This window comes from Embleya sp. NPDC005971, assembly GCF_040629175.1.
GTDB lineage: Bacteria > Actinomycetota > Actinomycetes > Streptomycetales > Streptomycetaceae > Embleya.
Genome location: NZ_JBEXUX010000002.1, coordinates 269,880 through 283,681, shown reverse-complemented (window position 1 = coordinate 283,681; position 13,802 = coordinate 269,880). Strand labels below are relative to the sequence as shown.

At 70.2% G+C, this 13,802-nt stretch carries 8 protein-coding genes; 4 read left to right on the top strand and 4 right to left on the bottom strand.

Translation table 11 applies throughout. The features are described from left to right. Nucleotides 1-8 precede the first annotated feature (8 nt). Together ABZ374_RS04175 and ABZ374_RS04170 are read right to left on the bottom strand one after the other, a co-directional pair. Nucleotides 9-857, bottom strand: a complete 849-nt coding sequence (locus ABZ374_RS04175) for a formylglycine-generating enzyme family protein (RefSeq protein ID WP_360305947.1) — start codon at nucleotides 855-857, stop codon at nucleotides 9-11. Nucleotides 858-1,028: 171 nt separating this feature from the next. Continuing rightward, complete coding sequence (locus ABZ374_RS04170) at nucleotides 1,029-2,270, bottom strand: ABC transporter substrate-binding protein (protein WP_360305903.1); 1,242 nt, start codon at nucleotides 2,268-2,270, stop codon at nucleotides 1,029-1,031. Between the two features lie 271 nt (nucleotides 2,271-2,541). Between ABZ374_RS04170 and ABZ374_RS04165 the strand changes: the two genes are divergently transcribed. From ABZ374_RS04165 to ABZ374_RS04150, 4 genes are all read left to right on the top strand, one after another. After that, nucleotides 2,542-4,362 (top strand): sulfatase, encoded by a 1,821-nt coding sequence (locus ABZ374_RS04165; protein ID WP_360305901.1) that lies wholly within the window; start codon nucleotides 2,542-2,544, stop codon nucleotides 4,360-4,362. Next, complete coding sequence (locus ABZ374_RS04160) at nucleotides 4,359-6,194, top strand: sulfatase-like hydrolase/transferase (protein WP_360305899.1); 1,836 nt, start codon at nucleotides 4,359-4,361, stop codon at nucleotides 6,192-6,194. The genes ABZ374_RS04165 and ABZ374_RS04160 overlap by 4 nt, the downstream gene beginning before the upstream one ends. A 277-nt stretch (nucleotides 6,195-6,471) precedes the next feature. After that, nucleotides 6,472-8,697 (top strand): MFS transporter, encoded by a 2,226-nt coding sequence (locus ABZ374_RS04155; RefSeq protein ID WP_360305897.1) that lies wholly within the window; start codon nucleotides 6,472-6,474, stop codon nucleotides 8,695-8,697. A 3-nt stretch (nucleotides 8,698-8,700) separates the two neighbouring features. Then, on the top strand, nucleotides 8,701-11,559 hold the full coding sequence (locus tag ABZ374_RS04150; RefSeq protein WP_360305895.1) for an ATP-binding cassette domain-containing protein: 2,859 nt from the start codon (nucleotides 8,701-8,703) through the stop codon (nucleotides 11,557-11,559). Here the strand turns inward: ABZ374_RS04150 and ABZ374_RS04145 are convergent, their stop codons facing one another. Both ABZ374_RS04145 and ABZ374_RS04140 read right to left on the bottom strand, forming a co-directional pair. Beyond that, on the bottom strand, nucleotides 11,560-12,213 hold the full coding sequence (locus ABZ374_RS04145; protein ID WP_360305893.1) for a PadR family transcriptional regulator: 654 nt from the start codon (nucleotides 12,211-12,213) through the stop codon (nucleotides 11,560-11,562). Nucleotides 12,214-12,990: 777 nt separating this feature from the next. After that, nucleotides 12,991-13,680 (bottom strand): TetR/AcrR family transcriptional regulator, encoded by a 690-nt coding sequence (locus ABZ374_RS04140; protein WP_360305891.1) that lies wholly within the window; start codon nucleotides 13,678-13,680, stop codon nucleotides 12,991-12,993. Between the last annotated feature and the right edge of the window lie 122 nt (nucleotides 13,681-13,802).

The window sequence follows — 13,802 nt, the reverse complement described above, 5'->3', positions numbered from 1 at the left end:
GCTGCGGGTCAGGCGGCGTCGCCGAGGTCACGGGCGCAGCGGAATCCGGCGTTTGCGCTGGAGCTGTCCGGGGTGTTGGCGGTACGCGCGGCGAGGCGATAGCGATTGCAGTAGGAGTCGTGGCACAGGTACGAGCCGCCGCGCATGACCTTGTCGTGTCCCGTCTGCGGGCCCCGTGGGTTGTCCGACGGTCCGAGGTGGCGGGGCGACCACCAATCGGCGCACCACTCCCACACGTTGCCGGCCATGTTGTACAGGCCGTACGCGTTGGGCGGGAAGGCGTCGACGGGGGCGGTGCCGCGGTAGCCGTCCTCGGCGGTGTTCTTCGCCGGGAAATTGCCTCGCCAGATGTTGCACATGTAGACGCCGTCGGGCTCGCGCTCGTCGCCCCACGGGTAGCGGCGCTGTACGAGGCCGCCGCGCGCCGCGTACTCCCATTCGGCCTCGCTGGGCAGGCGTTTGCCGGCCCAGCGGCAGTAGGCGTCCGCGTCGTTCCACGTGATGTGCACGACCGGGTGGTCGCGGCGCTCGTCCACACCGCTGCCGGGGCCTTCGGGTTGGTCCCAGCGTGCCCCTGCCACACCACACCACCAGGGGGTGCGCTCCGGTCGGGGTGCGCCGCGGCGCAGCGAGCCGGGCAGGAACGCGGCGAACACGTAGGACCAGCCGATGCGTTCGGCGTCGGTGAGGTAGCCGGTGGCTGCGACGAAATCGGCGAACCGTGCGTTGCTGACCGCGTACACGTCGATGGCGAACGGGTCGACGTGCACCGGTCGTATCGGGCCCTCCCCGTCCGAGGGGAAGCCTTCCGCGTCGTCGGTGCCCATCAGGAACTCCCCGCCGGGCAGAATCGCCATGCCGTCCAGGCCCGTGTCGGCGCCGCGGGCGGGTGTCGGCCGCGGCGAGACGGCGACGGGCCCCGGCCGTCCGGGTGTGCAGCAGGACGGGGGCGCGGAGGCGGAGGGGTCGCCCATGGGCGCTCCTTCGGTTCAAGGCGGCGGAGTACGCCGGCAAGGGGCTCCGGGCGGTCAGTTCGCCGCCGGGACGAATCGGTTGGCGGTCGCGTCGTAGACCATCGCACGGATCGGGATCGCGCCCGAGGGGGTCTCACGCCGGTAGGTCGCAGGTTCGCGGAAGCCCGGCACGTGGAAGGTGCCGAGGTCGAAGCCGGCCTGCTGGAAAGTCGCGTGGTCGAGGTTCCGGCCCGCCTTGTCGGTGATCGCGGCGAACAGCGCGAGGGTCCGGCATGCCGTGGCCATGGAGGCGCCGGGTGTGGGCCGGCCACTCGGCACGGTGGCCGGGTCGACGAGCTTCCCGGTCAGGGTGGGGTCGGCCTTGGTGACGGTGTCGGCGCAGGCGGTCAGGGCCGGGTCGGCGAAGTCGGTGACCTGTGTGGCGCCGACCGCGTCCTTGAGGGTGGAGAAGTCGTGCTCGCCCTTGGTGGTCAGGTACCCGTCGGGGAGCGCGGTGAACAGCTGGCGGGGTCGCCAGGCGGTCTTTTCCAGGTACTGCGGGATCAGTTGCGCACCGGCACCGACGCTCAGCAGCGTGTCGGCTCCCGCGGTCTGGGCCTTTTGGAAGAGCACGCCCGCCTGCTGGGCGAACGCCGCGGGGTCGGACGCGTTGGCGGCGATGTAGCCGGTGGCGACCGGTGTGACACCTGCGGCTTTGAGGGCCGGGAGCACGATCTGCTCGATCTGTGCCTGGTCGTTGACGACTCCGCCCACGGCGACCTTGCGGTCGGCGAGGTCGCCGCGAGCGGCGAATGTCTCGACCGCCCGGCCGGCGGCGTCCTCGCCGATGAAGCTGAACCACGGGGCCCGGGCCTGTGCGTACATGCCGGCGCCCATGGGTCCGCCGATCACCGCGGTGCGCCCGTTCTGCAGGTAGCACGCGGCTTGCTGGTTGCCCGGCGCGGCGTACAGGACGGCGAAGACCTTCTCCTCTTGGGTGAGCTTGACGCAGGTCTCCTGCGCGGCGGCCGGAGAGATGAGGTTTGTCTTGGCGAAGACCGGTACGAGCTTGCGACCCTGTACACCGCCGTCCGCGTTGATCTTGTCGATGAGGGCCCGGTAGGTGGCTTCGAAGTCGCCGTGGTCGATGTTGACGAACGCCTTGATCGCGGCGAAGTCCGGGTAGGCGATGCCGATCTTGATGCTGTCCGCGGTGACGCCCGGCGCTTCGGCGCGGACCGAGGGTCCCGCGGGGGCGCCGGGTGCCCCGGCCGGGCCCTTGGACTCGATCGTGCACCCGGCGGCGACCAGAGTCACCGCAGCAGCCGCGGCGAGGGCCCGGAGCCGCCGCGGAGCGAGGCTCCGCCGGCGCGGGTCATGAGCGTGCGATGGCATGGGGGACGGACCTCCCGTCAGCCGGGACACGCAGGCACTCGCGCCCACTACAGTCCCAGGAACCTAAGGGGCCTCAGAATGCTTCGATCCTTACCTGTAGTCAATGGCCCCTCTTGCATGCGATTACGTTCTGGCGTACATATCACTGGGAAATATACGCCCGACCCTCGGCAGTGCCGGTCTGGAGCAGCGCGTGAAAGCCGTCATGGTCATGTTCGACACCCTCATCCGGAAGTACCTGCCTCCGTACGGAGCGCCCGAGTGGGTACACGCCCCGAACTTCGCGCGGCTCGCGGAGCGCACGGCGGTCTTCGAGAACTGCTACGCGGGGTCCATGCCGTGCATGCCGGCCCGGCGCGAACTGCACACCGGCCGCCACAACTTCCTGCACCGCGGCTGGGGTCCGCTGGAGCCGTACGACGACTCGTGCCCGGAAATGCTCACCGACGCCGGGGTCTACACCCACCTGGTGACGGACCATCAGCACTACTGGGAGGACGGGGGCGCGACCTACCACAACCGCTTCCGCACCTACGAGTTCTTCCGCGGGCAGGAGGGGGACGCGTGGAAGGGCCACGTCGCGGCCCCGGACACCCCGGACACACTCAAGAGCCTGCGCGGCGAGAAGTGGCGCCAGGACTGGGTCAACCGCATGTACATGACGCGTGAGCAGGACCAGCCGCAGACCAAGACCTTCGACGCCGGGCTGGAGTTCATCGCGACGAACCACACCGAGGACAACTGGTTCGTGCAGATCGAGACGTTCGATCCGCACGAGCCGTTCTTCAGCCGGCAGAAGTACAAGGACCTGTACAAGCACGACTACGACGGCCCTCAGTACGACTGGCCCGACTACCGCATGGTGCGCGAGACGCCCGAGCAGGTCGAGCACGTCCGCTACGAGTACGCCGCGCTGCTGTCCATGTGCGACCACAACCTGGGCCGCGTCCTCGATGCGATGGACGAACACGCCCTGTGGGACGACACGATGCTGATCGTCTGCACCGACCACGGGTTCCTGCTCGGCGAACGCGGCTGGTGGGGCAAGAACGTCCAGCCCTGGTACGACGAGACCATCCACACCCCGCTGTTCGTCTGGGACCCGCGCAGCCGCGTGGCCGGCGAACGCCGCGCGGCACTGGTGCAGACCGTCGACCTGGCGCCCACTCTGCTGGAGTTCTTCGGTGTGGACCGCACCCCCGACATGACCGGCGTCCCGCTGCGCGCCACCGTCGCCGACGACACCCCCGTGCGCGAGGCCGGCATCTTCGGCTCGTTCGGCGGCCACGTCTCCGTCACCGACGGCCGGCATGTCTACATGCGCTCCTGCGCGACCCCCGCCAATACCCCGCTCTCCGAGCTCACCCTGATGCCCACCCGTATGGCGGCGCGCTTCACGCCGGGCGAACTCGCGGGCGCCGAACTCGTTCGCGGCGGCGAGTACGCGTTCACCAAAGGCGCACCGGTCCTCAAGGTCGCCGCGTTCGCCATGTCACCCGCCTCCTTCGGCACCCTTCTGTTCGACTTGGCCGCCGACCCGGACCAGCTCGAACCGCTCGTCGATGACGACCTCGAACTGCGCATGGCCGCAATGCTGGTGGAGGTCATGCGTGCCTGCGAGGCGCCCGCCGAGCAGTACGCGCGCCTTGGTCTGCCCACGGAGGGGCCGGTCACACCCGAACACCTGCTGGCCCGAGTCCAGCGCGCCGAAACCGAGGCGGCACGCGACGCCGAGCCGCTCGACCCGGCCGACTTCCCTGACGGTCCGCGCAGTGTCAATGCGCCCATGCGCGATCTGTTCGCCGACGCGGCAGCGGTCGGAGTGTTGCGCAACCACGGCCTTGGACGGCTCGTCGACGGCAGTCTCGTCCGCATGGTCGGCGACCTCTCGCTGATCCAGCTGTCGGCGCTGGCGGCCGGCCTGCTCAATCCCGACGTGGTCCGGACCGTCTCCGCGGCCCTCGGCGGACTCGGCCCCGCCACCGCCCCCACCAACCCCGGAGTGCCCGTATGACCCGCAACACACGCCCCAACATCCTGTGGACGGTCAGCGAAGACTGCCCGCCGCGCTTCGGCTGCTATGGCGACCCGCTCGCGGCCACGCCCAACCTTGACGCGCTGGCAGAGCGCGGCACGCTCTTCGGGCAGGCGTACTCCGCTGCCCCGGTATGCGCGCCGTCCCGCTTCGCGTTGCTCACCGGGGTGGCACCGGAGAGCAACGGCCCCGCACACCACATGCGTGCGGTCGCCCACCGACCCGCCTGGATGACCACGTACCCGGAACTGGCCCGCGCGCAGGGCTACTACTGCAGCAACAACGTCAAGACCGACTACAACTGCGACGTCGACCCGCACGCCGTCTGGGACGCCTGCGCCCCGACGGCGCACTGGCGCGACCGCCCCGAAGGCGCCCCGTTCCTGGCAGTGTTCAACATCGACGGCACACACGAGAGCAGCGTGTTCCGGCGCGATGAGCCCATCGTCGACCCGGATGCGGTCCGGCTGCCCGCGTACCTCCCCGATGCTCCCGACATCCGGGCCGACTTCGCGCACTACTACCGCAAGATCGCCGAGATGGACGCCGAGGTCGGGCGGCTGCTGGCTCAACTCGCCGAAGACGGCCTGCTCGACGATACGATCGTGATCCACACCTCCGACCACGGCGGCGTGAACCCGCGCTCCAAGCGCTGGTGCTACGACGAGGGCCTGCACGTCCCGCTGATCGTCGCCGCGCCCGAGCGGTACGCCCACCTGTTCCCGCCGCCGGGCACCCGCGTCGAGGCGGCAGTGGGCACCATCCGCATCCCGCCCACCCTGGTCGACCTCGTCGGCGGCACCGTGCCCGCGCACATGCAGGGCGCGAGCCTGGTCGGCGCGGACTTCGACGCGGACCGCGAACTGGCTTTCGGTATGCGCAACCGCATGGACGCGCGCAACGACATGGTGCGCACCGTGCGCGACGCCCGCTACCGCTATATCCGCAACTACGAGCCACACCGCCCTTACGGCCTCCATCAGGCGTTCGCCTGGCTTGCCAAGGGCTACCAGGCTTGGGAGGCGGCGCACCTGAACGCCGAACTGGACGACGTTCAGGAAGCGTTCTGGCGCGAGAAGCCCGGCATCGAGCTGTACGACACGACCGCCGACCCCGACCAGGTCCGCAACCTCGCCGGGGACCCCGCGCACGCGCACGTGGAACGCCGGCTCGACGACGCCCTTCGCGCCCACATGACCGCGGTCAACGACAACGGCTTCCTCCCCGAGGGCTCCGCCGCCGAGGGGTACGACGCGAGCCGCGCGCCGGAGGCCTACCCGCTGGCGCGCATCCTCGACGTCGCCGACCGCATCGCCCGCCGGGACCCGGCGGACCTGCCGGCCTACCTGGCCGCGCTCACCGACACCGACGCCACGGTGCGGCGCTGGGGCGCCATCGGCGTGCTCGCGCTCGGCCGAGCCGCGGCCGACGCCGTGCCGTTCCTGCGGGCGGCTGTCGCCGACGATCCCGACCCCCACGTCCGCATCCCCTGCGCCGAGGCGCTGGCCTGTCACTTCGGGGATGCCGAGGCCGCGGACGAGCTCGCCGGGTCGGCGAGCACCGATCATCCGCCCGCGGTCGTTCTCGAGGCCCTGACCGCGCTGGCCGCGCTGGGGCCCGAACGTGCGCGTCCGTACCGCGCGGTGATCGCCGAGGCGGCCGACAACGGCGGGGAGTACGGCGGGAACCTCGCCCGCCACCTACTCCTCCGGATCGACGGCACGTACACGCCCGAGACCGTCGTCTTCGACTGGGAGCGGATGCTGCGGGCAATCCCCGAGGCGCATCGGAAGGCGCTCGGCATTGGCTGACGCCGGCTTCTTGTAGATGCCTAGGTATCTATCAGAGGCAGTTCAGCAAGCGATGATCTGTTTCTCTTGACAGTCATTAGCGGACACTCCAGTCTGCTCCATAGATTCATGGGCACTTAATCAACGTGCCGATCTCCGTTCGCCGGGGCGCCCGTAGGAGCGAGCCTCGGCGCCGTGACCCGGGGCGCCGTGACGGGGCGGCGGGCCCGCCGACCCATGCCTGGGGAGTGCAAACAATGGTGTTCTATTCGTGCTGCCCGCTGCGCAGGAGCCGTCGATGACGGCGCCGCACGGCACATCCGGGCCGTCCGCAACCGAAACCACCGCGTCCGGCCTTGCTGCCGGTCTGGTCGCCGCCGAGGCCGAGCGGGCGCGCCGAACCGAGGCCGAACGCGACGCGGTCTTCGCGGTCGACCTGCTGCCGGGTGTCGGCGCCGAGCAGCTGACGCTGCGCGAGGGGCTGGCGGCCGGCGGATCGGCGACGTTCCTGACGCTGATGCTGCTGTCGTCGTTCGACGAACTGGAGCACGCCACACTCGGCGTCCTCGCCCCGGACATCCGCGACACATTCGGGATGAGCGACGGCGCGATCGTGTTCCTGTCCGCCGGATCCGGCGCGTTCCTGGTGCTGGGCGCGCTGCCCATGGGGTGGCTCGCCGACCGGTACCGCCGCGGCCGGGTGGCCGGATGGGCGGGCCTGGCCTTCTCGCTGTTCATGCTCGCGTCGGGCGCGGCGGCGAACGTCTTCCTGATGTTCCTGGCCCGGCTCGGCGTCGGCGTCTCGAAGTCGAGCACCATGCCCGTGCACGGCTCCCTGAACGCCGATACGTACCCCATCGGCGTCCGCGGTCGACTCGCGGCCACGAACGGCATGGCCGGCCGGATCGCCGCGGTGCTCAGCCCGCTCGCGGTCGGCGGCATCGCCGCGGCGGCGGGCGGCGGCGAAGGCTGGCGCTGGGCGTTCTTCGTCCTCGCGGTGCCCACCGCGGCGGCCGCGCTGTTCGCCTTCCGCCTACCTGAACCGCCCCGCGGGCAGCACGAGATGAAGGCGGTCCTCGGCGAAGTCCTGAAGCAGGACAAGCCGATGCCCGTCTCGGTCGAAGCCGCGTTCGCGCGCCTGATGAAGATCCGCACCACCAAGACGGTGGTCATGGCCTTCGCCGCGATCGGCTTCGGGCTGTTCACCGCGCCGGTGCTGACCAACCTGTGGATGGAGGACCACTTCGGGCTCGGCACGTTCGAGCGCGGCGTGTACGGCACCCTGGGCGGGCTCGGCGTCTTGGCGGTCCTACCCTTCGTCGGCCCGCGCTATGACCGGCTCTACCGCACCGACCCGGCCCGGGCGCTCCGGCTCATCGGCGTCCTCATCCTCCCGGTGGCGGTGCTGATGCCGCTCCAATGGGCGATGCCGACCGCTCCGCTGTTCGTCGTCGCGCAGATGCTGCCGATGATCCTGCTGTCCTCGGCGTTCGCCATGGTCGGCCCGGTCATGCAGTCGGTGGCGCCCTACCGGCTGCGCGGCCTCGCGTCGGCGCTCGCAGCCATCTACATCTTCTTCATCGGCGCGACCGGCGGCTCGCTCCTGTCGGCACTGATCCTCGACTCGTACGATCCGCGTGCCGCCGCGCTGATCATCGGTGTGCCGTCGATTCTGATCGGTGCCCTGATGCTCATCCGCAGTTCGGCGTTCATCAAGAACGACCTGTCCCGCGTCGTCTCCGAACTCCGCGAGGAACTGGAGGAGCGCGACCGGCAGGCCGGCAACGCGGAGTACATCCCGGTGCTCCAAGTCCACGACATCGACTTCGAATACGGCAACGTGCAGGTGCTGTTCGGCGTCGGCTTCGAGGTGCGGCGCGGCGAGACGCTCGCTCTGCTCGGTACCAACGGTGCCGGCAAGTCCACCATTCTCAAGGCGATCTGCGGGCTCGGAACGCCATCGCGCGGCGTCGTCAGGCTCCACGGCCGGACCATCACGTACGTGGCCCCCGAGCAGCGCGGGCGGCACGGCATCCGCCTGCTGCCCGGCGGCAAGGGCGTGTTCCCCGGCATGTCCGTACGCGAGAACCTGGACATCGCGGCGTTCCAGCTCCGCGACCGCGACAAAGCGCACCGCGACGCGCGACTCGCCTACGTACTGGACGTGTTCCCCGACCTCGCCGCCCGGCTCGGCCGGCGCGCCGGCTCCATGTCCGGCGGGCAGCAGCAACAACTCGCCCTCGCCATGGTCCTCATGCACGAACCCGAGATCCTGCTCATCGACGAACTCTCGCTCGGCCTGGCCCCCGTGGTCGTCCAGGACCTGCTCGTGATCATCGAGCGCCTCAAGGCCGACGGACTCACCATGATCATCGTCGAGCAGTCCCTCAACATCGCCCTCGCCATCGCCGACCGGGCGGTGTTCCTGGAGAAGGGGCAGGTCCGGTTCACCGGTGACGCCCGCGAACTGGCCGAACGCGACGACCTGGCACGCGCGGTGTTCCTCGGCAAGGACGGTGGCTGAACCATGATCGAACTCACCCGCCAGCTCGCCTTCGACGGCATCGTCAACGGCCTGGTCGTCGGGCTCCTCGCGATGGGCATCGTGCTCGTCCACCGGTCCACCCGCATCATCAACTTCGCGGTCGCCAACATGGGCCTCGTCGGCTCGGCACTCTTCGCGCTCCTCGCGGTTCGGTACGGCGTACCGTTCTGGATCGCCCTGCCGCTGTCCCTCGCCGCAGGCGCGGCCTTCGGCGCGATCGTCGACCTCGTCGTCGTACGCCGTCTGTTCACCGCGCCACGGGTGATCCTCCTGGTCGCCACGATCGGCGTCGCCCAGCTGGCGCTCGTCATCGTCACGTCGTATCCCGAGGTGGACGGATCCCGCTCGTACCCGGTGTGGTCCAGTGCCTCATGGCGTCCGGCTGGAGTCGAGGTGACGGCCACCCAGCTCGCGGTGCTCGTCGTGGTTCCCCTGGCCGCGGTCGCGCTCGGCTGGTTCCTGGGCCGCACCGTGCTCGGCAAGTCCGTGACCGCGTCCGCCGAGAACCCGGAGCTGGCACGCCTGAACGGCATCAGCCCCAAGGTGGTGTCCACCGTCGTGTGGGCGATCGCCGGGCTCATGGCCACCGTCTGCCTGATCCTCATCTCCGGCCGCAACGGCTCCGTGACGTCGCCCGCCGTGCTCGGCATGACTACCCTCATGCGGGCCCTCGCCGCCGCGGTCATCGCCCGCATGGCATCGTTCCGCGTCGCCTTGGCCGCCGGTGTCGGACTCGGGCTGCTGGAGTCGGTCGTGCAGTTCAACTGGCTCGACCAGCCCGGTCTGACCGACCTCGTCGTCTTCGCTTTGGTCCTGGCCGCCGTGTTCGCCGCCGGGCGGGACAAGGCCGCCGAGGGCGGCGCCTTCTCCTTCGCGCCCCGGGTGCGACCGGTTCCGGAACGGCTGCGCAACCTGTGGTGGGTACGCAACCTCGAACGTTTCGCCCTGCTCGGTCTCCTGCTCTTCGCCGTCGTCGTCCCGCTGATCGTCACACAGCCGTCGCGGCACCTGCTGTACACGACCATCGCCGCCTACGCCATCTGCGCCGCATCGGTCACCGTGCTGACCGGCTGGGCAGGGCAACTCTCCCTCGGCCAAATGGCCTTCGCCGGCATCGGCGCGCTCACCGCCGCCTCGCTCAACCGGGGCCTGCGCCTGGACATCGGCAACGACAAGGTGCTCGTCGTCGAACGCCTCACCTTCCCCACCGCGGTCGCCGCTGCGGCGCTGCTGACCGCGATGCTCGCCGCCGTCATCGGAGTCGGCGCGCTGCGCGTGCGGGGGCTGCTCCTCGCGGTCAGCACCGTCGCGTTCGCGGTCGCCTGCGAGCAATGGGTGTACCGGCAGGACGTCTTCCACGACAGCACTACGCAAACCACCGCGTCCTTCCCTCGCACCGACGTCTTCGGCATCGACGTCACCTCGCAGCGCTCGTACTACTACGTGGTCCTCGTGGTGCTGGCGGTGGTGCTGACCGTGACCGGCAGACTGCGCCGCACCGGGGTCGGCCGGACCACGATCGGGGTACGCGACAACCCGGCGACCGCCGCGGCGTACACCGTCCGGGCCGCCCGCGTGAAGCTGCGCGCGTTCGCCCTCGCCGGCGGCATCGCGGGACTCGGCGGGGCGCTGCTCGCCGGGGCGCTCCAGACCGTGCCGTACGGCGACGCGTACTTCCGCAGCGAGGACTCCCTCATGCTCGTCTCCGTCGTCGTCATCGGCGGCCTCGGCTCGACGTCCGGGCCGGTACTCGGCGCGCTGTGGGTGATCGGCCTGCCCGCGGTGTTCCCGGGCAACTCACTGGTGCCGCTGCTCGCGTCCAGCCTCGGCCTCCTCATCCTGCTGCTGTATTTCCCCGGCGGCCTCGTGCAGATCGGGTACAGCGCCCGCGACGCGTTGCTCGGTTGGGCCGAACGACGCCTCGGTCCGCCGCCCGCCGGACGGGCCGCGGCACCGCCCCGGCTTGCGGCGCGACCACACAAGGAGCCGCTGCCCGACGACCGGCCGGTGCTGGCGACCCGTGACATCAGGGTCCGATTCGGCGGAGTCACGGCGGTCGACGCGGTCACGGTCGAAGTACGAGCGAACGAAATCGTCGGCCTCATCGGCACCAACGGCGCCGGCAAGTCGACCCTGATGAACGCCATCGGCGGGTTCGTCCCGGCCACCGGGAGCGTCGAACTCCTCGGGCAGGACGTGTCCGGCAAACCGTCCGCAGGCCGTGCCGCGCTCGGTCTCGGGCGCACCTTCCAGGCGGCGGCGCTGTTCCCCGAGCTGACCGTCACCGAGACCGTGCAGATCGCCCTGGAGGCACGCGGCCGCTCCGGCCTGCTCTCCTCGGCGCTGTGGCTGCCGCGGTCGGTCAAGGGGGAACGCGCCAAGAGGGCCGAGGCGCACGACCTCGTCGACTTCCTCGGACTGGGTCGATATGCCGATGCCTTCATCGCCGACCTGTCCACCGGCACCCGCCGCATCGTCGAACTCGCCGGACTGCTCGCCCTCGACGCCCGCGTCCTGTGCCTCGACGAGCCGACCGCCGGCGTCGCGCAGCGAGAAACCGAGGCGTTCGGCCCCCTCATCCAGGAGATCCGCCGCGAACTGGGCGCTTCCCTGCTGGTGATCGAGCACGACATGCCGCTGATCATGAGCATCAGCGACCGGGTGTACTGCCTGGAGACCGGCCGCGTCATCGCTGCCGGGACGCCGTCGGAAGTCCGCAACGATCCGAAGGTCATCGCCGGCTACCTGGGCACCGACGAACGCGCCATCAAGCGCAGCGACAGCGTCGCCACGTCCGCCACGGCACCGGCATCCGGCGGAATACCGGGGGATCGCCCGTGATCAGTCCGGCTGCACCTCGTCGGATTGCGGCGCCTCGCGCGGCGGTGTCCCCGGCGCCCCGTCGGTGCGCGTCGCCGCGATCTGCGCGGCTCGCCGCTCGAGGCGGTGTTGGAGGAGTCGCAGCCACGCGATGTAGGCGGACCCGGTGCTGTAACCGTGTTCGTGTGCGGACAGGTGCACCTCCGACACCCATGCGGGATCCAGGCCGGGCATCTGGAGGTGGGCGTAGGGGAGATTGTGCGTCCACGGCGGTGCCCCCGACGGGTCCTGGTTCGCCTCCCTGAAAGCGAGTTCGGCGCGTACGACGGTGAGGGCGATCTCGGGGTCGAGCTGGCCGCCGAAAATGAAGCGGATGACGAACTCGGGGTCGCCGATGCGCGGTGACGGCACATACGGAGAGCGCGCCCAGTCCCTGAGCGCTTGTTGTCCGGTCTCGGTCATGCGGTAGAGCTTGGCGTCGGGTCCGCCGTCGCGGGGGTCGACGTCGTATTCGACCCAGCCGCGTTCGACGAGTTTGGCCAGGCGGCGGTAGATCTGGGGGAGCTGGACGCCGTAGCCGATGTATTTGAGCGGGCCTTCCATCCATTTGCGCAGGTCGTAGCCGGAGTAGCGGCGCAGCGCGAGTATCCCGAGGATGACGAAGTCGAGTTGCATACCCTTCCTTCTGGCTGGCTGGGACAACCTGTGCGAGACCAGTGTGCCTGCCGGACGACCGTCCGTTGGCGCCGGGCAGCCCGATGACGTGCGTGGCGCTCGGCCGACATCGACACCCAAGGCGGCTGCGGGCTTGACCTAGATGCAAAAGGTGCTAGGTGCCGCCCGGCAGCGCACTACGATAGGTCCGCATTTTACGGGGTTCCTATCGATCTTTTCACTAGAGATCTAGATGCAAACGTATCTAGAAATTGCACTCTCGCTCAGTGCTGTCGGGCCCACGCCGATGCGGCACGGTCGGATCCGCTCTCGGCTTCCTCGGTGCTGCGCAGGAACGAGGCTGGATGACGCGACCACGCGCCGGGTCGAACCGTTCGGCACGCCGACCGGGCGGGCGTCGACCGCCGCTGATCATGGGCGTCGGCGACCGCGTGTACTGCCTGGAGACCGGCCGGGGCCGGACGCGATGACGTGGGGTTCTCCCCATCCCCGCAGCGCACATCGCCGGGGTCGAAGCGACCCTCTTCGGCGAGACGGTCGGCGGCTTCGACGACGCATGCGGGCTCCTCCCGCCGCGTCTGCCCGGCGTCGCCGAAACCGTGCGGGCCGGCTCACCCGACGATTGGGAGGACTACCGCCACCGCCCGGCCGGCCGGGCAGCCATCCGGTCGGCACGGGGGCCCAGGCACTTCGCGTCCCGCGAAGTGCCTGGGCGGCAGGCGCCGGACGCCCACCTCGTGGCGTGGCAGCACGAAGACCGCCGACGGAACCGTTCTCTCACACTCCCGGGGCCTGTGGCGATGATGACGCGGCGATACCCGCGAGCATGAGACCGAACACCCGGGCCGCGCGTTCATCGAGTTCGTCGACGGGGATGCCGGTGTCGCGGGCGTACGCCTCGCGGAAGATGACGTACCCCATCTGCGCCGCAGCGGTCATGACGTGTGCGGCGACGACATCGGCGTCTTCGGGCAGCGCGCCGTCGGCCTTGTCTCGTTCCAGGCTCTGGAGCGTCCGGGGGAAGCGCGGCAGCGGGCTGAAGCTGTCGTCGCGGTCGAGCGCGAGGAGTGCTTCGAGCTTGACGAGCTCCGGTTCGTCGAGGCGGTGGCGGAACATCTCCAGCCGCCGTTCGACGAACGGTCGCTCCCAGTGGTCGTCACGGTGTTCGGCTTGGTGCTCGACCAGATCGGCGGCCGCTGCGCGCAACAGGGACTGGCGGCTGCCGAAGTATTGGTAGATCTGCCCGTGGTTGACACCCGCCTCGCCGGCGATCTCCCGGAGGTTCACCCCGGCGAGCACGCCGTCGCGTTCAAGCAGCGTTCGCGCGGCGGCCAGCAGGTCCGCCTCCGTCTCCTCGCGACTGCGACGTCGCCGCTTCTTCCGGGGCTCGGGCTGCCCGCCCGTGGCCGCAGGCCGAGCCTCCGTCGGCCCGGGCCCGCCCGCCGCGCCGGTGTCGCTGTCGCTCATGTGCCGCTCCCCGTCCGTGCCGGACAAATCTTCTCGCTCCAACCCTTGCCGAGTCGTGGGCACCACTTTAAGGTCACGCTATCAACGTTTCGTTAATAACGAACCGTGAATAGCGCGTGAAG

Bases quoted from the DNA above. Each gene is read 5' to 3' on its own strand.
- ABZ374_RS04175 (WP_360305947.1), bottom strand. From the start codon at position 857: ATGGCGATTCTGCCCGGCGGGGAGTTCCTGATGGGCACCGACGACGCG.
- ABZ374_RS04160 (WP_360305899.1), top strand. From the start codon at position 4,359: ATGACCCGCAACACACGCCCCAACATCCTGTGGACGGTCAGCGAAGAC.
- ABZ374_RS04155 (WP_360305897.1), top strand. From the start codon at position 6,472: ATGACGGCGCCGCACGGCACATCCGGGCCGTCCGCAACCGAAACCACC.
- ABZ374_RS04150 (WP_360305895.1), top strand. From the start codon at position 8,701: ATGATCGAACTCACCCGCCAGCTCGCCTTCGACGGCATCGTCAACGGC.
- ABZ374_RS04145 (WP_360305893.1), bottom strand. From the start codon at position 12,213: ATGCAACTCGACTTCGTCATCCTCGGGATACTCGCGCTGCGCCGCTAC.
- ABZ374_RS04140 (WP_360305891.1), bottom strand. From the start codon at position 13,680: ATGAGCGACAGCGACACCGGCGCGGCGGGCGGGCCCGGGCCGACGGAG.